Consider the following 24,549-nt stretch of genomic DNA (forward strand, 5'->3'; position numbering starts at 1 on the left):
GGATCAGGCCTTGGCGTCGCGTTCGCGGGCGCGGGCCTTGTCCTGCGCGTCCTTGTCGGCTTGCGCCTTCAACTGCGGATGCCGGCTGTAAAGGTAACTCTGCTGCGCGATGGTGAGCAGGTTGGAGGTGATCCAGTACACCAGCAGGCCGGACGCGAACGGGGCCATCACGAACATCATGAACCAAGGCATGATCATGAACACCTGCTGCTGCGCCGGGTCCATCTGCGCGGGGTTCAGCTTGAACTGCAGGAACATGGTGATGCCCAGTAGCAGCGCCAGCAGGCCGATCGCCAGGAAGCTTGGCGGATCGAACGGCAGCAGGCCGAACAGGTTCAGGATGTGCAGCGGATCGGGCGCGGACAGATCCTTGATCCACAGCACGAACGGCTGGTGGCGCATCTCGATTGCCAGGATCAGCACCTTGTACAGCGCGAAGAACACCGGAATCTGCAGGAACATCGGCAGACAGCCGGCCATCGGATTGACCCCCTCTTTCTTGTAGAGGGCCATGATCTCCTGCTGCTGCTTCTGCTTGTCGTCCTTGTAGCGTTCCTGGATCGCCTTCATCTTCGGCTGGATCGCGCGCATCGCAGCCATCGAGGCGAAGCCGCGCTGGGCGACGGGGAACATGATGCCGCGCACGATGGCGGTCAGCAGGATGATCGCGACGCCGAAGTTGCCGACCAGCTTGAACAGCGAAGTGAGCAGCCAGAAGATCGGCTTTTCGAACCAGCGGAACCAGCCCCAGTCGATCGCCAGACCGAAATTGGTGATCCCCTGCGCTTCGTAGGCGTCGAGCACGGTATGCTCTTTCGCGCCAGCAAACAGGCGGGTGGTCACCGTCATGCGCTGGCGCGGCTGGACAATCTGCGGAGCGTAGAGGAGGTCGGCGCGGAAAATGTCGTTGCCGAGCGAGCGGAACGTGCCTTCGGCCTTGGCGCCCTGCGGCACCAGTGCGGACATCCAGTAGACGTCGGTAAAGCCGATCCAGTCGGTGTTGCCGGTGGGATCTACGGTCTTCGCCTCGGCAACGTCGGAATAATTCGTCTTGAAGCTGACCGATCCGTCGTATGCGCCGATCGGGCCGGAGTGGACGTTCCAGGTATCGAGGCTGGCGGTCTTGTCCGTCCGGTTTACCAGCGCGAAAGGCTTGACCGTAACCGGCGCGCCGCCCGCGTTCTCCACCGTCTGCGTGGCGGAGATCATGTAGTTGTCATCGATCTTGAAAGTGATCGCATAACGCTGGCCGGTCGGGTTGGCCCATGTCAGTGTTACCGGCGTTGAAGGCGTGAGCTTCGCGTTGGCGGGCGCGGTCCATGTCGTCTGCGCGGTGGGCGCGGCGACGCCGCCTTCACCGACCCAGCCCATCTGGGCGAACTGCTGCGCCGGGGTTCCGGCGGGCGAGAAGATGCGCACCGGGCCGGAGTTCTTCTCCACCGTTTCGCGATGACGGTTGATCACCAGGTCATCGACGATCGCACCGGTCAGGTTGATCGAGCCGGAAAGACCGGGCGCCGCGATGGCGACGCGGCCACCCGATGCCAGCGCGCTTTTCAGGTCCTGCGTTTCCAGCGCCACGTCGGCGGCATCGCGCAAGCCACCCTCGCGCGTCGGCTTGGTCGGGCTGGTCGCCTTTTCGGCTCCGCCCGCCGCGACGGTCTGCGTTGGGGTCTTGGCTTGCGGGTAGAAATACCCGACCCCCGCTTCCCATCCGAACAGGACGAGCGCGGTCAGCAGGACCGCGAGGATGATGTTGCGCTGGTTTTCCACGAAGGCTTGTTCCTGCTCGTATTCCGGTCGGCAACGGCACGAAATGCCGCTGCGCTACTTCAAATCTGTTCAGTCGGGCCGATCAATCCGGTACCGGATCATGGCCATGCCCGCCCCACGGTTGGCAGCGCAATAGACGCCGCAGCGCCAGCCATCCACCCTTAATCGCACCATGCTTGCGCACCGCGATGATCGCGTATTGCGAACACGATGGCGTAAAGCGGCAGGTGGGCGGCATGATCGCCGATGGACCAAGCTGCCAGGCCCGCGCGATGCCGATCAGGATGAGGCCGGGGATCGAGACGAGGAATGCCAGCGCGCGCTTCATTTGCGCGGTCCCCGCTTGCGCCCCTGGGCACCTCCACGCGGGCGGGGCGAATCGCCCTTGCCGTCCCGTGCCCGCCCAAACGCCGCGATCAGTTCCGTGCGCAGCAACGCAAAGTCGCGCTCCACTCCGCCTTCGCGGCCGATCAGGACATGGTCGGTATCGGGCAAGCCATGGTCGTGCAGCAGTTCCCGCAGCAGGGCGCGGAACCGGCGCTTCATCCGGTTGCGCACCACGGCGTTGCCGATGCGCTTGGTCACGGTAATCCCGGCGCGCTGCCCGTGCCCTTCATTGCGATGGGCGAGCAGCACGAAGCCCGGCCGCGCCACCCGCAAGCCACGGTTGGCGGCCAGGAAATCGGACCGCCGGGTCAGGATGGTGTAGGCGCCTGCCATGAGCTGGGACATGCCGGGTGCGAACGCTAAAGCGATTCGCACCAAAGCAAAACGGCGCCAGTCCATGCCCTCGCACAAAGGCGGAGGCGTGGACTGGCGCCGTCGGGCAAGGGCTTTGACAAGCCCCCGCCTTTACCGGCGAATCAGGCCGAAAGCTTGGCGCGGCCGCGGGCGCGGCGTGCACGGATGACCTTGCGGCCACCGACAGTCGCCATGCGGGCACGGAAACCGTGACGGCGGGCGCGGACAAGGCGGCTGGGCTGGAAAGTGCGCTTCATGTCAGTCCTCGAAATACCAACTGGCCCCGAAGGACCCGAACAAAAAGGGCCGCCCAACGGGACGACCACGAAACAGATGAGCGCCGTTACTGAAGGCCCGCCGCCGAGTCAAGGCAAAGGCGCCGATCCGCCATGATCTTGCATCGTTTCAAATGCTGTCCGCGTGGCGGTTCCTGACAATAGGCGAATGACACACGGGCCTTACCATGCCAACCGCCAGAGCGATTCGGAAAAATGTCTGGGGGACGACGGATGAAGATGGGGGCGGTCAGATCGGCCATGCAGGAAAAAGCCCGAAAGCATGTCGGCGCGCTGATCGGCTGGAAGTCGCTCGACATGGGAGAGCGCGTTGCCTTCACCGTGCAGACGCACGATCGCACGACATGGGAACAGGGCACCCATCCGATCAGCACCACGTTCCTGATGACGAAGAATCAGGCCACCGTGCTGGCGAACGATCTATTGAAGCTGTCAGGCACCCTGCCGCCGCCCCGCCCGCGTCGCTGGCACCGGTGGCTGGCGTTTCTCTATCGCTGAGGGCGAATGCCGCCCGGCCTGATCAGGCCCCCGCAGGCTCCAGCGGCACCCACATCGCCATCTCGCCCGCGCCGAACCATTTGGCCGAGGAAAACGGCACCGAATTGGTCATCGCGTAAAAGGCCTCGGCCTGGGCCTGGCTCATGCCCATCTGCCGATAGTAATCGATGTAGCGGCGATTTTCCGGCGCAGTGGCGGCGTAATCGTCAGGTTCCAGGCCGGTATCGTCCATCCACGAATGGACCGCGAACTCCGCGCCCTGGTCCGCCGCCCGGTGGGCGCCGGCCAGGAACAGCTCCACCCCGCCCGAACGGACCGATCCGCCAGCGGGGACATGCGTGGCGATGCCCTTTTCGCGGATCATGCGGCCCAGTCGCAAGTTGGCAAGATCATCCTCGGTGCCGGGACATTCGACCATCTCGATCGTCGCGATGCCCGGATGATCACGCAGCATGGCGCTGAACAGGGCCGGGCTGCGCGCATCGGTCACATCGACCAGCGCGGCATGGCGTTCGTCGATGACACGGAAAGGTCCATAGGCCGGACCGTTCGGGATCGCGGCGGGCGGCGCAACCATGTCCATGCCGGACATGGCGCCCGGCGTCACGTCGATGGTTTCCGGCTGGACAACGAAAAGACTGCGCTCGCCCCCCGTGACGAAGTTGTCGGCACTGACTTCGACCGGCTCATACCTGATCTCCTGCGCCGACAGGGGGGATATGGCGAACAGGAGGGACAGACCCAGACATGCAGTGAGCGAGCGCATCGTACGGTGATGCTGCCCGCGCTCTTACCGGCGCTTTCACAAGTGCGGTTAAAACGCCGTAAGCCATAATTTCCGCTCTGGCCCACAGGGGAGCAGGCGTTAGTACACCGCCCGAATTCATCATCGAATTGCTTGCAGACAAAGGGAATTGTTCGTGGTCGCACTCGTCTCGACTGTTGCGTACCTCGGGCTGGAGGCGCGCGCCGTGGAGGTGCAGTGCCAGATCGCGCCCGGGCTGCCGGCCTTCGCGCTGGTGGGCCTGCCGGACAAGGCCGTGGGCGAAAGCCGCCAGCGGGTAAGCGCCGCGCTGACGTCGATGGGGCTGGCGCTGCCGCCCAAGCGGATCACCATCAACCTGTCGCCCGCCGACCTTCCCAAGGAAGGCTCGCACTACGACCTGCCGGTGGCGCTGGCGGTGCTGGCGGCGATGGGCGTGGTCGATGCCGAGCAGATCGCCGATTTCGTGGTGGTGGGCGAACTGGCGCTCGATGGCCGCGTCATCCCGACGCCGGGGGTGCTGCTGGCCGCACTTCACGCCAGCGAAACCGACAAGGGGCTGATCTGCCCTGCCGCCCAAGGATCGGAAGCGCGCTGGGCCAGTGGCGTGCCGGTGGTGGCGACGCCCAATCTCGTCAGCCTGCTCAACCACCTGAAAGGCACGCAGGTCCTGCCTGTGCCGCAGCCTGGCAGCGTCGAGGCACCTGCGACCGGCCCGGACATGCGCCGCGTCAAAGGGCAGGAAACCGCCCGCCGCGCGCTGGAGATCGCGGCGGCGGGATCGCACAACCTGCTGATGGTCGGGCCGCCAGGCGCGGGCAAGTCGCTGCTCGCGTCGTGCCTGCCGGGTATCCTGCCAGAACTCACCCCGGCAGAGGCGCTGGAAGTGTCGATGGTCGCTTCCGTGGCCGGTACGCTGGAAGGCGGGCGGATCAGCCGGGCACGGCCCTTTCGCGCGCCGCACCACTCTGCCTCGATCGCGGCGCTCACCGGCGGCGGGCTGAAAGTGCGACCGGGTGAAGTTTCCATGGCCCATCTGGGCGTGCTGTTCCTGGACGAACTGCCGGAATTTCAGCGCCAGGCGCTCGATTCGCTGCGCCAGCCGCTGGAGACGGGCGAAGTAACCGTGGCACGCGCCAATGCCCACCTGACCTATCCGGCGCGGGTTCAACTGATCGCCGCCATGAACCCGTGCCGCTGCGGGCATCTGGGCGACCCGGCGCTGGCCTGCTCGCGCGCACCGAAATGCGCCGCAGATTATCAGAGCAAAGTCAGCGGCCCCCTGCTCGACCGGATCGACCTGCATGTCGAGGTCGATCCCGTCCGCGCGGCGGACATGGCTCTGCCCCCGCCCAAGGAAGGCAGCGCCGAAGTCGCCGCCCGCGTCGCCCGTGCCCGCGCCGTCCAGACCCGCAGGCTGGAAGGCACCCCCGCGCGCACCAACGCCGAACTCGACGGCGACTTGCTGGAAGACCACGCCACGCCGGACGAAGAAGGCCGCCGGATGCTGCTGCAAGCCGCCGATGCTATGCACCTTTCGGCGCGCGGCTACACCCGCATCCTGCGCGTGGCACGCACCATCGCCGACCTCGCCGGTTCGGAAACCGTAGGCCGTATCCATGTAGCCGAGGCGCTGAGCTACCGACGGCAACCGCCAAGGAACTGAGCTTCAGGCTCCGCCCTACTCGGCCACGTCCAGCTGCCGCAGCACTTCGGCCACCACCTTGGGCGCGCTGGAAAAGTCGAGGTGGCTGCAGCGGATGGCCACGGCTCGGTCGCGTTCATGCCGCCAGCCGGAGGCGGCGCGGGGAGCGACGATGCCGTCGCGCGGGCTCCACAGGGCGATGGTCGGCACTGGTGGCTTGACGGCGAAATCGCAGTCGATCGGCGGACGGTCCACCGAATGGCCGGTGACCATCTGATAGGCTTTCCACGCGTTGTTGGCGCGCGGATCGCCCGAAAACGGCGTGCCCATGGTGATGACTTTCGCCACCATCTGCGGTTCGCGCCGGGCGATTTCGCGGGCGAACAGGCCGCCAAGGCTCCACCCCACCAGCGCGACGGGGTGCCAGCTTTCCCGCGCGATCACCGCGACGCGGCGCATGAGGTAGGAGAAGTTCTGCTCGCTCGGCCCGAAGTTGAAGCCCAGCCCCCAAGTGTGCACCTGATGCCCGGCGGCAGAGAGTGCATCGGCCATCGGCTGCATCCGCCGGGGGTGCGACCCGAACCCGGGCAGCAGCATGACCGGCATCGGCCGCACCGCCGCCCGCACTTTCTGCCCGCGATGGCCCGCCCGGTACAGCGAACGCAGTTCCGCCCACATCAGTTCGAGCGGCGGCTTGCGCACGCCTTCGGGATGCTGTTCGCGCGCAAAGGCCGCCCGCCGCGCGATGGCTTCGCGCAGCGACCCGGGGAAGCGTTCCTGATCCTCGTTCAGCGGGTCCATCGGTTCTGGTGCAGCGCCTTTGCGGTCAGCCCGTCTTGCAATCGCCGAGACGGGTGGTGGTCAAGTGCATCTTCATCTTCATCGTGCCCATCGGCGGCGGCCCGCCAGCGGTATCCATATCGACCGTCACGTCCGATCCCTGCTCGGTCAGCGTGCCGCTCATCTTCATGACCGCCTTCTGACGGGGCTGGTTGCCCTGCTGCGGGGTCTGGCACTCCATCTGGGCATCAAGCTTGCCGCCATCAACGTCGAACCGGGAATAAGAGCACTGGTTGCCCTTGCCCACGTCATTGAACATGTCCTTGAAGCCTTTGTCGGCGTCGGCCTTGGTCAGGCAGAACGTGCCTTCCTGCGATTTCTTGACAGCCGCGCGCATCTGTTCGGCCACTTCCTTTGGCACGCCGGGCATTTCCAGGCTCTGGATCTCGGTCACCTGCTTATACTGGCCGGGCAGCGGGCGAACCAGCTTGGCCGCCTCCTGCTTCACCTCGTCCATGGACTTGGGCTTGCCGTCATCGTTCTTCGATCCGCACCCGGCCAGCGCCAAAGCCGCAAGGCCGACCACGGCCATCATCGTCCAATTGGCTTTCATCGCCCGATACCCCTTCATTCGTGAAACGACATGACGGCTCGCATTCCCCCGTCGGCAGGTCAAACGCTTTACGCGCGTTGCTGTTGCCGGGCCGCATGGCATACCCCATATGTTCCCGCATGGCAGAGCTGATCATCCGTCGTGGCCTTGAAGAACCGGATACTTCGGGCAACTTCGTTCCCCACAAGCCCAACCGTCCCGACAAGTCGATGCCCGGAAAGCCGTTCCGCATCGTCTCGGACTATTCGCCGGCCGGCGACCAGCCGACCGCGATCGCCGAACTCGTGGGTGCCGCGCAGGAAGGCGACAAGACGCAGGTGCTGCTGGGCGTTACCGGATCGGGCAAGACGTTCACGATGGCCAAGGTGATCGAGGAACTGCAGCGCCCTGCACTGGTCCTGGCGCCGAACAAGATCCTTGCCGCCCAGCTCTATGCCGAGTTTCGCGATTTCTTCCCCGACAACGCGGTGGAATATTTCGTATCCTATTACGATTACTACCAGCCCGAAGCCTACGTCCCCCGGTCCGATACGTATATCGAGAAGGAAAGCTCGGTGAACGAGGCGATCGACCGCATGCGGCACTCGGCCACCCGGGCGCTGCTGGAACGCGACGACGTGATCATCGTCGCTTCGGTGTCGTGCCTCTATGGCATCGGCTCGGTCGAGACCTACTCGGCGATGATCTTCGACCTCAAGGTAGGAGAGAGCCAGGACCAGCGTGAGATCATCCGAAAACTCGTTGCCCTGCAATACAAGCGCAACGATACCGCCTTCGCGCGCGGCAATTTCCGCGTGCGGGGCGACAATCTGGAAATCTTCCCCTCGCACTACGAGGACATGGCCTGGCGCATCAGCTTCTTCGGTGACGAGATAGAGGAGATCGCCGAATTCGACCCGCTGACCGGCAAAAAGGGCAATACGATCGAGAAAGTGCGCGTCTACGCCAACTCGCACTATGTCACCCCCGGCCCGACGATGAAGCAGGCGAGCGAGGCGATCCGGTTCGAACTGACCGAGCGGCTGAAGGAACTGGAAGCGGAAGGCCGTCTGCTGGAAGCGCAGCGGCTGGAACAGCGCACCAACTTCGACCTCGAAATGATCGCCGCCACCGGTTCGTGCAACGGGATCGAGAACTACAGCCGCTTCCTGACCGGCCGCCTGCCGGGCGAGCCGCCGCCGACGCTGTTCGAATACCTGCCGGACAACGCCCTGCTCTTCGTGGACGAAAGCCACCAGACCGTGCCCCAGATCGGCGCGATGGCGCGCGGCGACCACCGGCGCAAGATCACGCTGGCGGAATACGGTTTCCGCCTTCCCAGTTGCATCGATAACCGCCCGCTGCGTTTCAACGAGTGGGACGCGATGCGCCCGCAGACGTTCGCGGTTTCGGCCACGCCGGGGAACTGGGAGATGGAGCAGACCGGCGGCGTCTTTGCCGAACAGGTCATCCGTCCCACCGGTTTGATCGACCCGCCGGTGGAAATCCGCCCGGTCGAGGATCAGGTGCAGGACTGCATCGTCGAGTGCAAGGCAGTCGCCGCCAAGGGATACCGCACTCTCGTCACCACCCTTACCAAGCGCATGGCCGAGGATCTGACCGAGTTCATGCACGAGGCCGGGGTGCGCGTGCGCTACATGCACTCCGACGTAGAGACGCTTGAGCGCATCGAGCTGATCCGCGACTTGCGCATGGGGGTGTACGACGTGCTGGTCGGCATCAACCTGCTGCGTGAGGGGCTGGACATTCCCGAGTGCGGCCTGGTCTGTATCCTCGATGCCGACAAGGAAGGCTTCCTGCGTTCCGAAACCTCGCTGATCCAGACCATCGGGCGTGCCGCGCGCAACGTGGACGGGCGAGTCATCCTCTATGCCGATCGCATGACCGGCAGCATGGAACGCGCCATTGCCGAAACGGACCGTCGCCGCGCGCGGCAGGAACAGTTTAATATCGAAAACAACATCACGCCGCAGACGATCAAGCGCCGTATCGCTGATATCGTGGCCGACACCGCCAGCCGCGATGGGGTGGTGATCGATCTTGAGGACGACAGCCGCAACAACCTGGTCGGCCATAACCTGCGCGGCTATATCGAGGATCTGGAAAAGCGGATGCGCAACGCCGCCGCCGATCTGGAGTTCGAGGAAGCTGGTCGCCTGCGCGACGAAATCCGCCGTCTGGAAGCGACCGAGTTGGGCCTTCCCGAAGCCGAACACAAGGCCCCGAAAGTCGGCCGCAGCAATGAAGGCAAGCCGGGCACGCGCAAGATGCGCTACGGCAAAACGCAGCGGAAGTTCGGGAAGTAAGCCAGTCAAAAAAATGCCCGGAAGCCCATCAAGGGGTTCCGGGCAAAGGATAAAGGATCGTTGGTTGGTTGGATCGATCCTTCGGGTCGCTTGTCCTTACTGCATCGCAGCAAACCGATTCTCATACCCAATATGTGGTATGCGCCAGCCGATGCGATAAATTGAACAGCGGCGCGAACGCGGTCCGCGGCGAACCCATTCAGACTTTTCCGAACTTAGCTTCGTAAGCGCCGGTATCGCTGCTCGATAGCAAGCGGGCCTGTTCGACCCAGTTATCACGGCGCGGACGCCCAGCAAACGCGCCAAGACGAGCGTCAAGCTGGTCAAGGTCAGCGTCTGTCCATGCCGCGATCTGGGCATAGGTCGTGATGCCCAGCGAATGGAGCAGCGTCAGCATCTTGGGGCCCAAGCCCTTGATCTTGCGCAAGTCGTCTGCCTGTACGGCCCCATCCGTCGTTTCAACGATGGGAGGCGCAGCAGGCGCGGGAGTGGGATCTGGTTCGGCGGCGATCGTCTGCGGCGGTTCCTGCTCGGCGACGCGGCGATCGGCATCTTCGCGTGCGGCGACGGCGATGACTTCGCCGATGCCAGCCATCGTCCCGGCCATCGGCGGCGGATCCATCGCCAGCGGCGTCTCGAACATCGCGGCGGGCGGCGCGTCGATCAGCGCCTGGTTGCGCTGCGCAGGCGCGGCGCCTTCGTCCAGCACATCCGGACGCCGTTCGCGCCGTGATGACTTGGAGCCGCGAACGAACACCCAATACGCGACAAGGATGCCGACCAGCAGCGCGGCGATGAATATCAGCCAGTTCGCTTCGATCATCTGCAGCACGAATCTACCCCTTTCGGTTCCACAAGAGCCAGCCGATGCCAAAGCCGATCCCGTAGGTCAGCAGCACCGACACCGTCATTTCAAGCCATAGCGGCAAGCAAGGCTCCTTTCCTAGATCGAATTGCGCACGCCAATCGTGGCATCAAATCATTGTGGGCCGGGCGTGTCGATCGGCGTCGGCTTGACCGGAGCGGCGAAGATCACCGAAAATTCGATACGGCGATTGGCCGGGTCCAGCGGGTCCAGCCCGACGATGGGCTTGGCCGATCCCATCCCCGATGCACGCAGCCCGTCCGCCGGAATGCCACGCGCGATCAGGGCCGAACGCACGGCTTCGGCCCGCGCTAGCGAGAGGGCGACGTTGACTTTGGCATTGCCCCCGCCGTCGGTATGGCCGGTGACAGCGATCAAGCTGCCGACACAGGGCCGCAGCGCCCGCGCCACTTCATCGAGGAGACGGTCGCTGCTGGGATCGAGCCGGGTGCTCGCCTCTCCAAAGCGCACCGTGCGGGTTTCAAGGATACGCTCCACATCGTCCTGACAATGGAGCGTGGACGCACGCGGATCTCCCTCACCGGCCCAGCTGACCCCACCGATACCGGGCACGCCGGCCACCGCCGCCGCCACCCGGCTGCGCGTTACCGGATCGAGATTCCTGCCGCCCGACAGAACCGGATGGCGGGTCAACCAGCCATAGCGATCGCGGAAAGCCAGCGTCACGCCCTTCCCGCCAGCGGCATCGCGCGCGGCATTGGCCTGGCCCCGCAAACCGCCGATAAACACGTCGCCCTGCACCCGGGTGAAGCCGAAGGACATGACCACGCACAACGCGGCACCGGCAAGGATAAGGGAAGCGCGGCGTGGATTCATCGCATCAGGTTATGCAGGCTTGGCCTTCTGGAACAACTTGCGATCTTCCGGTCCGAACGCCTTTTTCCAGATGACCAGGAAATAAGAAGCAAGGATCGCCGGTATTCCGATCGCCAGCGCAGCCCATTCCGGCAGGAAAGTCAGCGTCAGATATCCGATGACGACAGCGGGTGCGGCTGCCCAGATCAGCGCCCAGCGCCAGTTGTTGATCGGCTCGCCCAGTATTCGGGACAACATCCGCGACTTGACGATGGAGGCGAGCCCCAGCGCGATCATGAGCGCGGCGGCGGCGGCGGCGGCCTGGAACAGCGAATTGTACCCCAGCCGCTGCATCGCCACGATCCCGCCCAGCGTCAGGAGCGCCTGCAGCGCGATTGTCGCCAACGAGACCCACAGGTTGCGCACGCGGGCGACGTAGACCAGCGCCGCCTCGCTGACCACGGCCGTCGCCGCGACGACTTCGGCAGCGAGCAGGAACGCCAGCGCCCCGGTGCCCCCCACGAACTCGCGCCCGACAAGGCCCATCACGCCCGCACCGGGAATGCCAAGCGCCAGCGCGATTCCCGCTTGCGACGCGGTGATCCAGAAGCCCACCTGGCAGACCTGCCGGGCGATGGCGGAATAGTCCCGCTCCTTCAGGTTGCGGGTGATCACGGGGCCGAGCACCGGCTCGAAGCTGGTCTTCAGCTTTTGCGGCAGGCTCGCCACCTGCTGCGCCGCGTAATAGACGCCGACCGCAGCGGGCGGGGCAAGAAAGCCGAGGAGGAAGATGTCGACGCGCCTGGTCCCCCACTCGATCGCGTCCGCCAGGGCGATCGGCAGCGAATGCAGCGCCAGCTTGCTCATGCCGCCGGGGCGGGGGCGCCATCCCTTGGGCACGCCGTATGTACGGAAGAACGGGATGAACGCGGTCAGCGCGGCGGCGTAGATAGAGGCGATATAGGCGATCGACAGGCCACTTTCGGGCGCCACCCAGATCATCGCACCGGCCATGATCGAGATCGTCCACGGCTCCACGATGGCGCGCGACCAGACGGTGGGCGACACCCGCAGGCGATAGGCCAGCGCGGCGAGCCAGATCTCGGTCATCGTCATCGCCGGTAGGGCGATCACCATCAGCCGGTCGATCCAGGTGTAATGCCCGCCCGGGAACAGCAACGCGGGCACGAACCAGAAGAATATGGATGCCGCGACACTGGCGATCACCGCCAGCACCATGCCATCGGCAATGACGTTGGCCGGATGGACCTGCCCTTCGGTCTGCGACAGGCGCTGGGCCAGACCCCGCTTTTCGCCCATCGTGCACAGCATCGAGGTAAGCTCGATCAGCACCAGCGCGGAGGCGAAGCGCCCCAGTGCCGCCGGGCCGTATGCCGCCGCGCGCCCGGCGATGAACAGGAACGGGATGCGTGCCGCCAGCCGCAGGAAAAAGCCGAACAGATTGGTGCGGCCACCTTTCGCCAGCGCCGCAAAGTCTTCCTGCTGGCGCTCTTCGCGAGTGGCGGCGCCGCGCGCGATCGATGGATCGGGCGCGGCATAACCGGACGTGGGCGTGTCGCTCAAACAGCGCGCTCCTGTTCGGCGCGCAGCGGGCGGGCGAGCAGGTCATCGACCATGGCGCTGGCAGGCGCATCGCCTTTGAGCAGCCGATCCACCGCTTCCACGATCGGCATCTGAATGCCGTCCCGCCGGGCAAGGTCGGCCAGCACCGGCGCCGTCGCCGCGCCCTCGGCCACGCTGTTCTTACCGGACAGCGCCTCTGCCGCGGTCAATCCCTGCCCCAGCGCAAGGCCGAGCGAGAAATTGCGGCTGGAGGTGGACGAACACGTCAGCACCAGATCGCCCAGCCCGCACAGGCCGGACAGCGTTTCCGCCCGCGCGCCGCGCGCCAGACCGAAACGGAGCATTTCCGCGTAGCCGCGCGCGATGAGCGCCGCGCGGGCATTTTGGCCAAGGTTCAATCCCTCGACCACCCCGCAGGCAATCGCCAGCACGTTCTTCACCGCGCCGCCGATCTCCGCCCCGGTCACATCGTCGGAATAATAAGGCCGCAAGGCGGGCCGTGCGATCAAGGGCGCCAATCTTTCCCATTGCCCCCGGCCACCGCCACACGCCAGCGTGACGGCGGTAGGCAGACCAGCGGCGACTTCGTGCGCGAACGTCGGGCCGGACAGCACGGCCAGCCGTTCGGGTGCGGCCGCCTGCGCGGCGACATCGGCCATCAGGTGGCCCGTCCCGGCCTCTATTCCCTTGGCGCACAGCACCAGATCGCGCTCACCCGCAGGCAGACCGCCAATGACCGATGATACGAATTGCGCTGGCACGACGACCAGCAGCGCGGGCACCGACGCCATATCGCCAAGGTCGGACGTAGCGCGGATAGTCGGCGCCAGCGCGGCGCTTGGCAGGTAGAGGCTGTTGCGGCGGTCGCGGTTGATTTCGTCCACCAGTTCGGCCTCGCGCGCCCAGAGCAGGACATCGCTGCCGTCGCTCGCCAGCGCCTGCGCCAGCGCAGTGCCCCAAGCACCCGCGCCGACGACGCCGATTGTCGCGCCGATCTGTGCCCCCTGCCCCCCGGTGGTCATGCCTTCACTCCTGCCCCGCGCACCAGTTCCGCCTCCGGATCGAGCGGCCAACGCGGCCTTGCCGCCACGTCCAGCGGGTCCGACTGGCCAAGCGCCAGGCGTTCCACCCCAGCCCACGCGATCATCGCGGCGTTATCGGTGCACAGCGCCAATGGCGGTGCGATGAAAGGCAGGTCGTAGCTTGTCGCCAGTCCTTCCAGCGCGGCGCGGATCGCCTTGTTAGCGGCCACACCGCCCGCAACGACCAGCGCGTTAACCGGGCCGACCGCCACCAGCGCGCGGCGGGTGCGGTCCAAAAGGCAATCGATCGCGGCCTGCTGGAACGACGCGGCAATGTCGGCGTCGGCATAGTCACCGGACTGCTTTGCCCTCAGTACTGCGCTTTTCAGGCCGGCAAACGAAAAGTGCGGCTCCGCTGAACCCTTGAGCGGCCGTGGCAGAGGCACTTTCTTGGGATCGCCCTCAGCGGCAAGGCGTTCCAGCGCCGGACCGCCCGGATAGCCAAGACCCAGGACTTTGGCCGACTTGTCGAATGCCTCGCCCAGCGCATCGTCGATCGTGGTGGCAAGGCGGCGAAACGCCCCGACGCCGTTCACCAGCAAGATCTGGCAATGTCCGCCCGAGACCAGCAACAAAAGATAGGGATATTGCAGACTGGCATCGGCCAACCGGGGCGACAGTGCGTGGCCTTCGAGATGGTTGACGGCGATCAGTGGCTTGTCCGTCGCCATCGCCAAAGCCTTTGCGGTGACGAGGCCGACCATGACGCCGCCGATCAGCCCCGGCCCGGCAGTGGCGGCAATGGCGTCCACCTGGTCCAGCGTCATCCCGGCATCGGCCAGCGTCGCTTCGATAAGGGGGGCGAGCCGCTCCGCATGAGCGCGCGCCGCGATTTCCGGAACGACGCCGCCGTAGGGGCGATGGGCATCGTCCTGAGAGGCTATGCGCTGGGCGAGAATCACCCTGCCGTCGGTCACCAGCGCCGCGGCAGTCTCGTCGCAGGAAGATTCGATGCCGAGAACTGTGCTCATCCGATCTTCCCCTGAACGACATTGCCGGGTAGCACAAGCCGCCGATGACCAACGATAAACAACACCGAACTTTCCGACTGGGCACCCGCCGCTCACCGCTCGCCATGGCGCAGGCACACGAGGCGCGCGACCGTCTGGCGCAGGCACATGGCCTCGATCCTGCGCAGATAGAGATCGTGGCGGTCACCGCCAGCGGCGATCGCATACAGGATCGTGCCTTGGCAGAGATCGGCGGCAAGGCACTGTGGACCAAGGAGCTGGACGCCTGGCTAGCCACCGGGGAGATCGACTTTGCCGTCCATTCGGCCAAGGACGTGGAGACGATCCGGCCCGACGCCTTCACCATCGGCGCGATCCTGCCGCGCGAGGACGTGCGCGACGTGCTGATCGGTGCCGCCTCCATCGCGTCGCTGCCGCAAGGAGCGGTGGTGGGCACCAGCGCACCGCGCCGTGCCGCGCAGCTGCTCCACGCCCGGCCGGACTGCAAGGTGGTGACCTTTCGCGGCAACGTCGCCACCCGGCTGGCCAAGCTGGCGGCGGGGGAAGTGGATGCGACATTCCTGGCATTGGCGGGCCTGATCCGGCTGGGCGAAACGGGGACCGGCCATCCGCTGGACGAACGCGAGTGGCTGCCCGCCCCCGCACAGGCAGCGATCATGATCGAATGCCGCGCCGACGATCAGCGCGCCCTCGCCCTTCTGTCTGCGGTCGACCATTCACCCAGCCGCGCGCAGGTCGAGGCGGAGCGGGCGCTGCTCGCCGGGCTGGGCGGCAACTGCCACAGCCCCATAGCGGTCCTGACCGAGTGCGAGAATGACCGGCTGACCATGCGCGCCGCCCTCTACAGCCCGGATGGGGCCGAGCATGTGACCGGGGAAGCGCGCTTTACCGCCGGGGACGATGCAGGACCCGCCGCGCTCGCCGCCGACCTCCTGCGCCGTGCAGTCCCGGCCATCGCCGTGCATTTCGCCGGCGCGGACGCCTGAACCGCACGACTATGGCCCTTCCCGTCCTGATCCTGCGCCCCGAACCGGGAGCCTCCGCCACGCTGGCGGCGGCCCGGGCGATGGGGCTGGACGCACAGGCGTTTCCGCTGTTCCACGTGCGTCCTCTCGATTGGCAACCGGTGGCGGCTGACGACGTCGACGCCGTTCTGCTCGGGAGCGCCAATGCCTTGCGCCACGGCGGGCCGGCGCTGGCCGGATTGTGCGGGCTTCCCGCCTATGCGGTGGGCGAAACGACGGCAAATGCCGCGCGTCAGGCAGGGCTGGATGTCGTCGCCACCGGCAAGGGCGGCTTGCAGAAGCTGCTTGGTGTTCTGGCCTCAACCCACCGCCGCCTGCTACGCCTTGCCGGGCGGGAGCGCGTGTGCCTGACCCTGCCACCGGGCGTCACGATGGAAACCCGCGAAGTCTACGCCAGCGAGCCGCGACCCGCCGATGACCGGTTGACGGCGCTGTTGTCGCAGCCCGTCGTCGCACTGCTGCATTCAGGTGAAGCTGCGGCCCGGCTGGTGGAGGTGTGCAAGGCGGCCGGGATCGAGGGGGAGCATATCCGTCTGGCCGCGATCGGTCCGCGCGTGGCGGAGCGGACTGGAGGCTCTTCGTCATCATGGGCGCAGGTGTGCTGCGCAGAGACTCCCGACGATGCGGCATTGCTGGCGCTGGCCGCGCGGATGTGCCAAGAACTTTGACCGGGACATTAGTTGCCAATAGCTTATCGTAAGGGCCTGATGCAGGACACTCCCCCATCCGTCGATTCCTATCCGACCCGCTCGCGATCGCGCGGGGCCACGCTGTTCGTCGCGTTCATCGCGTTCCTGCTGGGTTGCGCCCTTGTCGCATGGCTGGCGTCGCGCGGGTATCTCGCCATGCTGATGCCGCAGACGGAGGCGCCGGTTGCCCAGACCCAGCCGAAAGTGGCCCAGCCTTCTCCTGCCGCCACCGCACAGATGGCGGCGATCGGTACGGTCGAAGGGCGGCTCGCCATGCTCGAAGATCGCATCTCGCGCATCGATTTCCAGACGGACGCGGCTGCGGGCAACGCCGGGCGGGCGGAGGGTCTGCTGATCGCCTTCGCCGCGCGCCGCATGGTCGACCGGGGCGAGCCGCTGGGCCATGTCGCCGACCAGTTGCGCCTGCGCTTCATGAACGCGCAGCCCCGTGCCGTGGAAACGGTGATCGATTTCGCCCGCAATCCCGTCACGATCGACGGCCTTGCTGCCCGGCTTGAGGCGCTATCGCCCGAACTGTCGGCCAAACAGAGCGATGAAAGTATTTGGGACCGGGCCCGCCACGAAGTCACCTCGCTGTTCATGGTACGGCGCGATTCGGGAGCGCTGGCTACCCCCGCCGCGCGTATAGAGCGTGCCCGCGTCATGCTGACCGCCCGCCGGATCGATAACGCCATCGGCGAAGTGGAACGCCTGCCCGGAGCGGACGCCGCCGATACCTGGGTGGCTGATGCTCGCCGGTTCGAAGCGGCGCAAAAGGCGCTCGACCTGCTGGAAACCACCGCGATGCTGGAGCCGAACAGGCTCAAGGATGCAGGCGGCAACGTGGTCGATCAGCCCAGTCCGCTGGCGCCTACCGCGCCTGCTCCTGACGCTTCGGAAGCAGCTGCCATAGCGGAGTAAGGATGCGCCGCGTTACGCGCGGCCCGTCTCGTTGGAAAGCAGCGCCGGGTCGATACCCTCTGCCCGCCAGGTCGCCGCCCAGCGAGCTTCGGGTGCGGTCTGGAACAGGATTTCGCGATGTCCGGCTGCGGCATACCAGCCATGATGCCGCATCTCGCCTTCCAACTGGCCCGCACCCCATCCAGCATAGCCCAGCGCCATCACCCATTGCGAAGGCCCGCGCCCCTCAGCGATCGCGCGCAGCACGTCCATCGATGCCGACAGCGCGCACAGCGGATCGACCGTGATCGTATCGGCGCCGCCCCAGTCGGTGGAATGAAGGATAAAGCCACGCCCCGGCTCTACCGGGCCCCCGTTCATGACCTCCCGGTTGGGCGAGACGCCCGGGTCCAGGCCCAGTTCCTCAAGCACATCATGAAAGCGCACGCCCTGGCGCACCTGACCAATGCCGATGCCCAGCGCGCCGTTTTCGTCGTGCACGCACATCACACTCACCGCGCGTTCGAAACGCGGATCGAACATTCCGGGCATCGCCAGCAGGATACGTCCCGATAGATACTGTTCAGCAGTCACGGCCGCTAATTTAGGCAAGCTGCCGCACACGGCAAGCCGCAACAGGAGAGAGCGCTTTGCCGATGCGACGGCCGGATGACGACGGTGTCGCCGCGATCGGCTCTTTCCCTCAATGAGCGCACACCCTACACCGCCCGTATGAGCCTGCTATTCGATCTCCCCGCCGCCCCGTCTGTCCCCATCCTCGGCAGCGATGCCCGTTATCCGGTCCGGCGGATCTTCTGCGTGGGTCGCAATTATGCCGCTCATGCGATCGAACTGGGCAACGCAGTGGACCGCGAAGCGCCCATCTGGTTCACCAAGGCGCCGGCTGCATTGTGCCTGTCGGGCACGAGGATCCCTTATCCTCCGGGCACCGCCGAGTGCCATTTTGAAATGGAGTTCGTGATCGCCATTGGCGAGCCTGCGTTCCGGGTCGATCCACAAGACGCCATGGCGGCGGTGTTCGGCTATGCCTGCGGTCTCGACATGACGCGGCGCGATCTGCAGAACGCGGCCAAGGCCAAAGGCTATCCATGGGACACCGGCAAGGATTTCGAGAATGGCGCAATCATTGCGCCGATCACGTCTGCTGCGCACTTTGGGGATGTGTCCAGCCAGACCATCACTCTCGATCAGAACGGGACGCGCAAGCAGAACGGCACGCTGTCCGACATGATCTGGTCGATCCCCGATCTGATCGCCGACCTGTCGCGACTGTACCACCTCGCGCCGGGCGACCTTATCTACACCGGCACGCCCGCCGGGGTCGGCCCCGTATCGCCGGGTGATCAGTTGGAAGGCGCGGTAGACGGGCTGGAGCCGGTACGGCTGACCATCGGCGCGGCGGAATAGCGCGCCGCTGCTCGTCGCCGGGTTGTCACGGGTGGCGGTTGCCCTAAGACGGCGCGCATGATTGCCAAGCAACGCCGTATCGCCCTTCCGCTGATCGCTCTGGGCCTGATTCCGTTTGTGCCCGCCCACGCGGACGAAGATCCTCGCGGCCCGATCATCGTCACCGGTCGCGGACTTGGCGATGGCCCCGCCATTCCCGCCTATGACGTCGAAACGATCGCGCGCGACAAGCTGACCGCCAGCGCATCGGGCCGGATCGAGGATGTGCTGTCGTCCGTTGCCGGGTTCCAGCAGTTCCGCCGTGCTGACAGCCGCGCCTCCAACCCTTCGAACCAGGGCGTCACTTTGCGCGCACTGGGAGGCAATGCCTCCAGCAGGGCGCAAGTGCTGCTGGACGGAGTGCCCGTCGCCAACCCCTTCTTTGGGTATATCCCGCTGAGCGCGCTGGCTCCCGAACGCCTGCGCTCGATCCGCGTGACGCGTGGGGGCGGGATGGGCGCGTTTGGCACGGGAGCGGTTTCCGGCACGATCGAACTGGAAAGCGCCGGGCCTTCGGACATCGGCCCGTTTCAGGCACAGGCGCTGGTCGATGATCGCGGCGAGACGCAAAGCGCGCTGACCATCGCCCCGCATCTTGGCCAGGGGTTCGTCGTCGCTAGCATGCAGTGGGATCGCGGCAAGGGCTTCTGGACCACGCCCGGCGACCAGCGCGTCCCGGCTTCCGCCCGCGCCGCCTATGAAAGCCTGTCCGGCTCACTGCGCGCGGTGGCCCCGCTGACGGGTGATGTCGAGGTGCAGGCATCGGGGCTGGTCTACGACGATCAGCGTACCCTGCGCTTCAAGGGCGCCGATTCCACCTCGTCCGGTCAGCAGGGATCGCTGCGATTTGTCGGGCGGGGAGACTGGAAGTTCGATGTGCTCGGCTATGTCCAGGCGCAGGACTTTTCCAACATCGTCATCAGCTCCACCAGCTTTCGCAAGACGCTCGATCAGCGCAAGACCCCTACCCTGGCGATTGGCGGCAAAGCCGAACTGCGCCCGCCGGTGGGCGATGCCCATGTCCTGCGGATCGGCGCGGATTTTCGCCTTTCGCGCGGAAATCTGGTCGAAGAGCCATACAGCGCGCAGACCGGCCTTCGAACGGGCTTCCGCCGCGCCGGAGGCAAGCAGTCGGACCTTGGCTTCTACCTCGAAGACGACTGGACGATCGGGCAAGTCGTGGTGACCGCAGGTGGCCGTCTGGATCGCTGGACCATCCGCGACGGCTTCTTTCGTGAACTGAACGCGGCGGGCGTGGTCACCACCGATACTCGCTTCGCCGATCGCAGCGGGTGGGACGCCAATGCACGCGGCGGCGTGGTCTGGAACATCGCCCCGGTCGTATCGCTGCGGGCCGCCGCCTACACCGGGCTGCGACTGCCGACGCTGAACGAGCTCTACCGACCTTTCGTGGTTTTCCCGGTGACGACACGGGCGAATGCCGCCCTCAAGCCCGAGCGCCTTCGCGGGTTCGAGGCGGGCTTGGATTTCCATCCGACCCCCGCGCTGACCGTATCGCTCACCGCATTCGACAACCGGCTAAAAGACGCTATCGCGAACGTCACTCTCTCGCCCAACCTACGCGAGCGGCAGAACGTCGACGTCATCCGGGCGCGCGGGGTTGAAGCGAGCGCGGGCGTAAATTTGGGGCGCTTCGACTTTGCCGGATCTCTGTCCTGGACCAACGCGAAAGTGGAGGCGCAAGGCGTTCAGGCCGCGTTGGACGGGCTGCGGCCTGCGCAAGTCCCGAAGCTGGCCGCCAGCGGCACTCTCGGCTTTACCCCCGCGCCGGGGTGGCGTCTGGCGGCTACCGTGCGCCACACCGGCGCACAGTTCGAGGATGACCTGGAAACGGACGTCCTGCGCGCCGCGACGACACTGGACGTCTTCGCGCAAGTTCCGATCAACCCGCTGATTTCGCTGACGTTACGGGGTGAAAATCTGACCGATACGTCGATCGTCACTCGCAATCAGGGCGGCTCGATCGACCTTGGCACCCCGCGGACCTTGTGGGCAGGCATCAAGGTGGGCTTGCGCTGAAACGCGGGCTGGGGCACCCGGTTTTCATGGCTTGTTCGATCCCACGATGACCCGGCTTACCGTAAACGACCGCCCCGTGGAGTTCGCCATGGACCCGCGCACTCCGTTGCTGTGGGCATTGCGCGATGCGGCGAATCTGACGGGCACCAAATACGGCTGCGGGGTCGGCGATTGCGGTGCCTGCATGGTGATGGTCGATGGCGCGGCGCTGCGATCCTGCCTCATCACGCTGGCCGAATGCGAAGGGCGCGTGGTCGTCACGGTGGAGGGTCTGTCGCACGATCGAACGCACCCAGTGCAGCAGGCGATGGTAGCCGAGCAGGCGATACAGTGCGGCTTCTGTACACCCGGTATCGTCATGAGCGCGGCCGCCCTGCTGCGGCGCAACGCCAACCCTTCAGACGCCGAGATCAAGGACGCGATCCCCAACTTATGCCGGTGCGGCGTCCACCCCCGCCTCTTGCGGGCCGTGCGCCGCGCCGCCAGCGGCATCCGCGCGACGATGCCCGCGCCGCCTGCTCCAGCCGCTGCCGTGCCTAGCCCGGACCCGGCACAGCCCTCGATACCCCCGCAAGGAGACGTTCAATGAAAGCCACCATCTGGCACAACCCGGCCTGCGGCACGTCGCGCAAGACCCTCGCCATCCTGGAAGAAACGCCGGGTGTTGAGGTGGACGTCGTGGAATACCTCAAGACCCCGCCCAGCGCCGAAAAGCTCGCACAACTGTACCGTGACGCCGGTATCACGCCGCAAAAGGGCCTTCGCCTGCGCGGCACCGACGCCGTGGAGCGCGGCCTTCCCGATGCCGACGATGCGACCGTGCTTGCGGCCATGGCGGCCACGCCCGCGCTGATCGAGCGGCCGTTGGTGGAAACCCAAAAGGGTGTCCGGCTTTGCCGCCCGCAGGATACAGTGCACGAAATTCTGTAAACGAATTTTGCCCAATCCGGTTAGGACGTTGCCGTCATCACCTTGCAATGAGGACGGCAATCTGCCACCGCATTGCCCTATACAAACATGACAACCTTCCGAGAGCTTCCCGCCGCATGACCAGTACCGAGCTTGCCCGAGAGGCCCTGCCGCAGCGGATCGGGCGGAAGATCAAACAGGGGCTAGGGCCCTGGGGCGTGTTTCTTGAAGGGTTCATGCGCAACCCGGTGATGGTCGGCTCGATCGTCCCGTCCTCGCGCTTCGTGATCAACCGCATGCTGTCGCGGGTGGACTGGCCCAATTGCAAGCTGTTCGTGGAATATGGCCCGGGGGTCGGCACTTTCTGCCAGCCGGTGCTGGACAAGCTGCCGCGTGACGGCACGCTGATCGTCATCGATACGAACCCGCTGTTCATCGATTATCTGCGCCGCACGATTACCGACAGCCGCTTCATCGCTGTGCTTGGCTCGGCTGCGGATGTTGAGGAAATCGTTCGGTCGCATGGCCATCAGCGCGCCGATTTCGTGCTGTCCGGCCTGCCGTTTTCCACCCTGCCCGATGGGGTAGCCCCGGCGATCGCTGCTGCCACGCACCGTGTGCTGAGGCAGGGGGGCGCCTTTCTCGTCTACCAGTTCCGCATGAAGGCCCGCCACTATATGGCGCGCCATTTTGCGCGGATCGATCAGGAGATCGAGATGATCAACGTCCCGCCCTGCTTTCTGTGGTGGGCGTGGAAGGACGAAGACGAAGGCTGAAAAGCGGCACCTAGAACTACATTGCCGGCACCAAGAACTTTATTCGAACGTGCTGGCTACCGTTTGCGCCGAAGGACCTGCCAATTGCCGGTGAGTCTGGCTCAGAACCGCCGCCAGAACGACGCTGGCCGCCGCACCGATCGCGCCTGACACCACGCCCATCACCAGAATCGCAAACGTCCCCTGCCCCAGCACCAGCATCACCGGGCCGACGACGATAAAGGTGGAGACCAGCGCCAGCGCAAAGTAACCCAGCGTCAACAGCGTGTAGAAGCCGAACAGGCGCAGGCTGTTGTGGCGGGTCAGTTTCCACGATCGGACCATCGCGGTAATCGGGTTGCCGATCCCTTCGTTCACGATCACCGGCACCACCAGCGACAGCTTGACCGAAACGTACACCAGCGCGACGACCACCAGCACGGCGGTGATGACCCCGCCTGCCGTTCCCGCTCCGATGATCGAGAACACACCGACGATCACCATCGACACCGCCGTGATCGCCAGCATCGTCGCCAGGAACCCGAGCACCGCGACGCCGAACAGCGAGGGCACCGCGCGAAGGCCGGCCCGGATCGATTCGCCCACCGTCGGCCTATTGCGGTCGCTGATCAGCGCCGTCACCGCCAGATAGCCGATCATCTGCACGACCATTCCGCCCAGGCCAAAGCCAAGCAGCGTGCCGATATTCTCGTCGATCAGGCGGGTCATCACCTCGGGCTTGCTCATGCTTTCCATGATCCGGGTCTGCAGATCGGTCAGGAAAACCGTGGATAGCAGCGTCGGCAGCAGGAAGAATACCCCGCCCAGCGCCAGCAGCACCTCGCGATTGGCGCGCACCGCGGCCATGGCGTCGGTCCAGGCGCTGTTGCTGTCGAACTTCATTGCGCAGGCTCCAAGAATGCCGATGATCCGGCACGACGCCTTTCCCGTTCCCGGGTCAGTGCGCCTAAAGGCTCTTGATAAGCGCAGGGAATGACGCCACGCAACGCGCCATGACGATTCCTGCAATTCTTGCCGGTGATATCGAGCTGCGCATCGCGCACGAACCCGTGCCCTATCGCCAGGCGCTGGACGAAATGACGGCGCGCAACGCCGCCATCGCGGCCGGTGAAGCGCGTGAGCTGATCTGGCTGCTCGAACACCCACCGGTCTATACGGCCGGCACCAGCGCCGCCAGCGCCGAGCTGCTGGACCCCCGCTTCGAAGTGGTCGAGGCAGGGCGTGGCGGGCGATATACCTACCACGGCCCGGGCCAGCGCATCGGCTACGTCCTGCTCGACCTGAAGAAGCGTGCCCGCGACGCGCGCGGCTTCGTCAGCGCGCTGGAGGGCTGGGTGATCGACGCCTTGCGCGATTTCGGCGTCGAATCCTTCCGTTCGGAAGGCCGCATCGGCATCTGGACCACCGATATCGACGGGCGCGAGGCGAAGATCGGCGCGATCGGCGTGCGCATCCGCAAGTGGGTGACGATGCACGGTTTCGCCGTGAACATTCGGCCAGACCTCTCCCACTTCACCGGCATCGTGCCATGCGGTATCGAGGAATTCGGCGTCACCAGCCTGGCACGCCTTGGCCGGGACGTCAGTTTCGACCAGTGGGACGAAGCGCTGATCGCCCGTGCACCGTCGTTCCTGTCCGCGCTCGACCGCCCCTGCCCTCCCAAGGAAACCGCGTGATGAAGCTGCCGCCCCTGGCCCCTACGCCCCGCCTGATCATTCTGGCCGCCGCCGCATCGCTGGCCCTTGCCGCCTGCAAGAAGGATGACGATCAGCCCAAGGCCGCGGCGGGTGGTGAACTGCTGCCACGCTCGGTCACCGACGACATGCTGCCCTACGACACGGTTCGCTCGCAGGCCTCGCTCTCTCCGCCGCCGGACGCGGTGTATGACGATCTGGAAGCCCCGCGTCGTCCATCGGTTTCGGCCAGCGCTGCGGCGGAAGATGATGTCGTTTCCGACGCGGTCCCGGTGATCGATCCCGCCCCGCCCGCACCGGCGCAGTAGTCGCGTCC

Annotated in this window: 27 protein-coding genes; 13 read left to right on the forward strand and 14 right to left on the reverse strand. The window is 65.8% G+C overall.

What is annotated here, in order from left to right:
* Positions 1–3 precede the first annotated feature (3 nt).
* The 4 genes from yidC to rpmH all read right to left on the reverse strand — a co-directional run bounded on the left by yidC (position 4) and on the right by rpmH (position 2,771).
* Positions 4–1,773 carry a membrane protein insertase YidC gene (yidC, locus tag ACZ1JM_RS10525; protein WP_465134754.1) on the reverse strand — a complete coding sequence of 590 codons (1,770 nt, stop codon included), beginning with the start codon at positions 1,771–1,773 and terminating at the stop codon, positions 4–6.
* Between the two features lie 82 nt (positions 1,774–1,855).
* Positions 1,856–2,101, reverse strand: coding sequence for a membrane protein insertion efficiency factor YidD (gene yidD / locus ACZ1JM_RS10530; RefSeq protein ID WP_465134755.1), 246 nt, complete (start codon positions 2,099–2,101; stop codon positions 1,856–1,858).
* Positions 2,098–2,493 (reverse strand): ribonuclease P protein component, encoded by a 396-nt coding sequence (rnpA, locus tag ACZ1JM_RS10535; protein ID WP_465135040.1) that lies wholly within the window; start codon positions 2,491–2,493, stop codon positions 2,098–2,100. The genes yidD and rnpA overlap by 4 nt, the downstream gene beginning before the upstream one ends.
* A 143-nt stretch (positions 2,494–2,636) precedes the next feature.
* A complete protein-coding gene (gene rpmH, locus ACZ1JM_RS10540; RefSeq protein WP_465134756.1) occupies positions 2,637–2,771 on the reverse strand; it encodes a 50S ribosomal protein L34 in 135 nt (44 codons plus the stop codon).
* 252 nt (positions 2,772–3,023) lie between these two features.
* On the opposite strand from rpmH, the gene ACZ1JM_RS10545 reads away from it, so the two are divergent.
* The gene (locus ACZ1JM_RS10545; RefSeq protein ID WP_465134757.1) at positions 3,024–3,308 is read left to right on the forward strand and encodes a hypothetical protein; all 285 of its coding nucleotides are present in this window, start codon (positions 3,024–3,026) and stop codon (positions 3,306–3,308) included.
* Positions 3,309–3,330: 22 nt separating this feature from the next.
* Here ACZ1JM_RS10545 and ACZ1JM_RS10550 read toward each other — a convergent pair whose 3' ends face one another.
* Positions 3,331–4,074, reverse strand: a complete 744-nt coding sequence (locus ACZ1JM_RS10550; protein ID WP_465134758.1) for an alpha/beta hydrolase — start codon at positions 4,072–4,074, stop codon at positions 3,331–3,333.
* Positions 4,075–4,228: 154 nt separating this feature from the next.
* On the opposite strand from ACZ1JM_RS10550, the gene ACZ1JM_RS10555 reads away from it, so the two are divergent.
* The gene (locus ACZ1JM_RS10555) at positions 4,229–5,737 is read left to right on the forward strand and encodes a YifB family Mg chelatase-like AAA ATPase (protein ID WP_465134759.1); all 1,509 of its coding nucleotides are present in this window, start codon (positions 4,229–4,231) and stop codon (positions 5,735–5,737) included.
* 15 nt (positions 5,738–5,752) lie between these two features.
* Here ACZ1JM_RS10555 and ACZ1JM_RS10560 read toward each other — a convergent pair whose 3' ends face one another.
* Positions 5,753–6,517: an esterase/lipase family protein gene (locus tag ACZ1JM_RS10560; protein WP_465134760.1), complete on the reverse strand. Its 765-nt coding sequence runs from the start codon at positions 6,515–6,517 to the stop codon at positions 5,753–5,755.
* 25 nt (positions 6,518–6,542) lie between these two features.
* A complete protein-coding gene (locus ACZ1JM_RS10565; protein ID WP_465134761.1) occupies positions 6,543–7,109 on the reverse strand; it encodes a DUF3617 domain-containing protein in 567 nt (188 codons plus the stop codon).
* A 119-nt stretch (positions 7,110–7,228) separates the two neighbouring features.
* Here ACZ1JM_RS10565 and uvrB point away from each other — a divergent pair, with 119 nt between their 5' ends.
* Entirely contained in the window at positions 7,229–9,415 is a 2,187-nt protein-coding gene (gene uvrB / locus ACZ1JM_RS10570) for an excinuclease ABC subunit UvrB (protein ID WP_465134762.1), read from the forward strand.
* Between the two features lie 199 nt (positions 9,416–9,614).
* Here uvrB and ACZ1JM_RS10575 read toward each other — a convergent pair whose 3' ends face one another.
* The 5 genes from ACZ1JM_RS10575 to tsaD form a co-directional block, all read right to left on the reverse strand.
* Complete coding sequence (locus tag ACZ1JM_RS10575) at positions 9,615–10,238, reverse strand: hypothetical protein (RefSeq protein ID WP_465135041.1); 624 nt, start codon at positions 10,236–10,238, stop codon at positions 9,615–9,617.
* A 156-nt stretch (positions 10,239–10,394) separates the two neighbouring features.
* Positions 10,395–11,117 carry an OmpA family protein gene (locus tag ACZ1JM_RS10580; protein WP_465134763.1) on the reverse strand — a complete coding sequence of 241 codons (723 nt, stop codon included), beginning with the start codon at positions 11,115–11,117 and terminating at the stop codon, positions 10,395–10,397.
* 9 nt (positions 11,118–11,126) lie between these two features.
* Positions 11,127–12,680 (reverse strand): lipopolysaccharide biosynthesis protein, encoded by a 1,554-nt coding sequence (locus ACZ1JM_RS10585; RefSeq protein WP_465134764.1) that lies wholly within the window; start codon positions 12,678–12,680, stop codon positions 11,127–11,129.
* On the reverse strand, positions 12,677–13,702 hold the full coding sequence (locus ACZ1JM_RS10590; RefSeq protein ID WP_465134765.1) for an NAD(P)H-dependent glycerol-3-phosphate dehydrogenase: 1,026 nt from the start codon (positions 13,700–13,702) through the stop codon (positions 12,677–12,679). Before ACZ1JM_RS10590 ends, ACZ1JM_RS10585 begins: the two co-directional genes overlap by 4 nt.
* Positions 13,699–14,733 carry a tRNA (adenosine(37)-N6)-threonylcarbamoyltransferase complex transferase subunit TsaD gene (gene tsaD, locus ACZ1JM_RS10595; protein ID WP_465134766.1) on the reverse strand — a complete coding sequence of 345 codons (1,035 nt, stop codon included), beginning with the start codon at positions 14,731–14,733 and terminating at the stop codon, positions 13,699–13,701. Before tsaD ends, ACZ1JM_RS10590 begins: the two co-directional genes overlap by 4 nt.
* A 44-nt stretch (positions 14,734–14,777) precedes the next feature.
* Here tsaD and hemC point away from each other — a divergent pair, with 44 nt between their 5' ends.
* Genes hemC through ACZ1JM_RS10610 form a run of 3 tightly spaced genes read left to right on the forward strand, consistent with a single transcriptional unit; the run spans position 14,778 to position 17,368 of the window.
* Positions 14,778–15,719 (forward strand): hydroxymethylbilane synthase, encoded by a 942-nt coding sequence (gene hemC / locus ACZ1JM_RS10600; RefSeq protein WP_465134767.1) that lies wholly within the window; start codon positions 14,778–14,780, stop codon positions 15,717–15,719.
* 11 nt (positions 15,720–15,730) lie between these two features.
* Positions 15,731–16,426: a uroporphyrinogen-III synthase gene (locus tag ACZ1JM_RS10605; RefSeq protein ID WP_465134768.1), complete on the forward strand. Its 696-nt coding sequence runs from the start codon at positions 15,731–15,733 to the stop codon at positions 16,424–16,426.
* A gap of 39 nt (positions 16,427–16,465) precedes the next feature.
* Positions 16,466–17,368 (forward strand): hypothetical protein, encoded by a 903-nt coding sequence (locus ACZ1JM_RS10610; protein ID WP_465134769.1) that lies wholly within the window; start codon positions 16,466–16,468, stop codon positions 17,366–17,368.
* A 12-nt stretch (positions 17,369–17,380) separates the two neighbouring features.
* Here ACZ1JM_RS10610 and ACZ1JM_RS10615 read toward each other — a convergent pair whose 3' ends face one another.
* The gene (locus ACZ1JM_RS10615; RefSeq protein WP_465134770.1) at positions 17,381–17,941 is read right to left on the reverse strand and encodes a YqgE/AlgH family protein; all 561 of its coding nucleotides are present in this window, start codon (positions 17,939–17,941) and stop codon (positions 17,381–17,383) included.
* Positions 17,942–18,016: 75 nt separating this feature from the next.
* Between ACZ1JM_RS10615 and ACZ1JM_RS10620 the strand changes: the two genes are divergently transcribed.
* The 5 genes from ACZ1JM_RS10620 (at position 18,017) to ACZ1JM_RS10640 (ending at position 22,539) form a co-directional block, all read left to right on the forward strand.
* Entirely contained in the window at positions 18,017–18,775 is a 759-nt protein-coding gene (locus ACZ1JM_RS10620) for a fumarylacetoacetate hydrolase family protein (protein WP_465134771.1), read from the forward strand.
* Between the two features lie 57 nt (positions 18,776–18,832).
* On the forward strand, positions 18,833–20,854 hold the full coding sequence (locus ACZ1JM_RS10625; protein ID WP_465134772.1) for a TonB-dependent receptor: 2,022 nt from the start codon (positions 18,833–18,835) through the stop codon (positions 20,852–20,854).
* A gap of 46 nt (positions 20,855–20,900) precedes the next feature.
* Positions 20,901–21,443: a (2Fe-2S)-binding protein gene (locus ACZ1JM_RS10630; protein WP_465134773.1), complete on the forward strand. Its 543-nt coding sequence runs from the start codon at positions 20,901–20,903 to the stop codon at positions 21,441–21,443.
* Positions 21,440–21,784, forward strand: a complete 345-nt coding sequence (locus ACZ1JM_RS10635) for an arsenate reductase family protein (protein ID WP_465134774.1) — start codon at positions 21,440–21,442, stop codon at positions 21,782–21,784. The genes ACZ1JM_RS10630 and ACZ1JM_RS10635 overlap by 4 nt, the downstream gene beginning before the upstream one ends.
* Positions 21,785–21,900: 116 nt before the next feature.
* Positions 21,901–22,539: a class I SAM-dependent methyltransferase gene (locus ACZ1JM_RS10640; protein ID WP_465134775.1), complete on the forward strand. Its 639-nt coding sequence runs from the start codon at positions 21,901–21,903 to the stop codon at positions 22,537–22,539.
* A 39-nt stretch (positions 22,540–22,578) separates the two neighbouring features.
* On the opposite strand, the gene ACZ1JM_RS10645 is transcribed toward ACZ1JM_RS10640, so the two are convergent.
* Complete coding sequence (locus ACZ1JM_RS10645) at positions 22,579–23,421, reverse strand: lipoyltransferase (protein ID WP_465134776.1); 843 nt, start codon at positions 23,419–23,421, stop codon at positions 22,579–22,581.
* Positions 23,422–23,531: 110 nt separating this feature from the next.
* Here ACZ1JM_RS10645 and lipB point away from each other — a divergent pair, with 110 nt between their 5' ends.
* Positions 23,532–24,215 (forward strand): lipoyl(octanoyl) transferase LipB, encoded by a 684-nt coding sequence (gene lipB, locus ACZ1JM_RS10650; RefSeq protein ID WP_465134777.1) that lies wholly within the window; start codon positions 23,532–23,534, stop codon positions 24,213–24,215.
* Positions 24,215–24,541 (forward strand): hypothetical protein, encoded by a 327-nt coding sequence (locus tag ACZ1JM_RS10655; RefSeq protein WP_465134778.1) that lies wholly within the window; start codon positions 24,215–24,217, stop codon positions 24,539–24,541. Before lipB ends, ACZ1JM_RS10655 begins: the two co-directional genes overlap by 1 nt.
* The last annotated feature ends 8 nt before the right edge of the window (positions 24,542–24,549 follow it).

The sequence above is a fragment of the Novosphingobium sp. BL-S-24 genome (assembly GCF_055521575.1).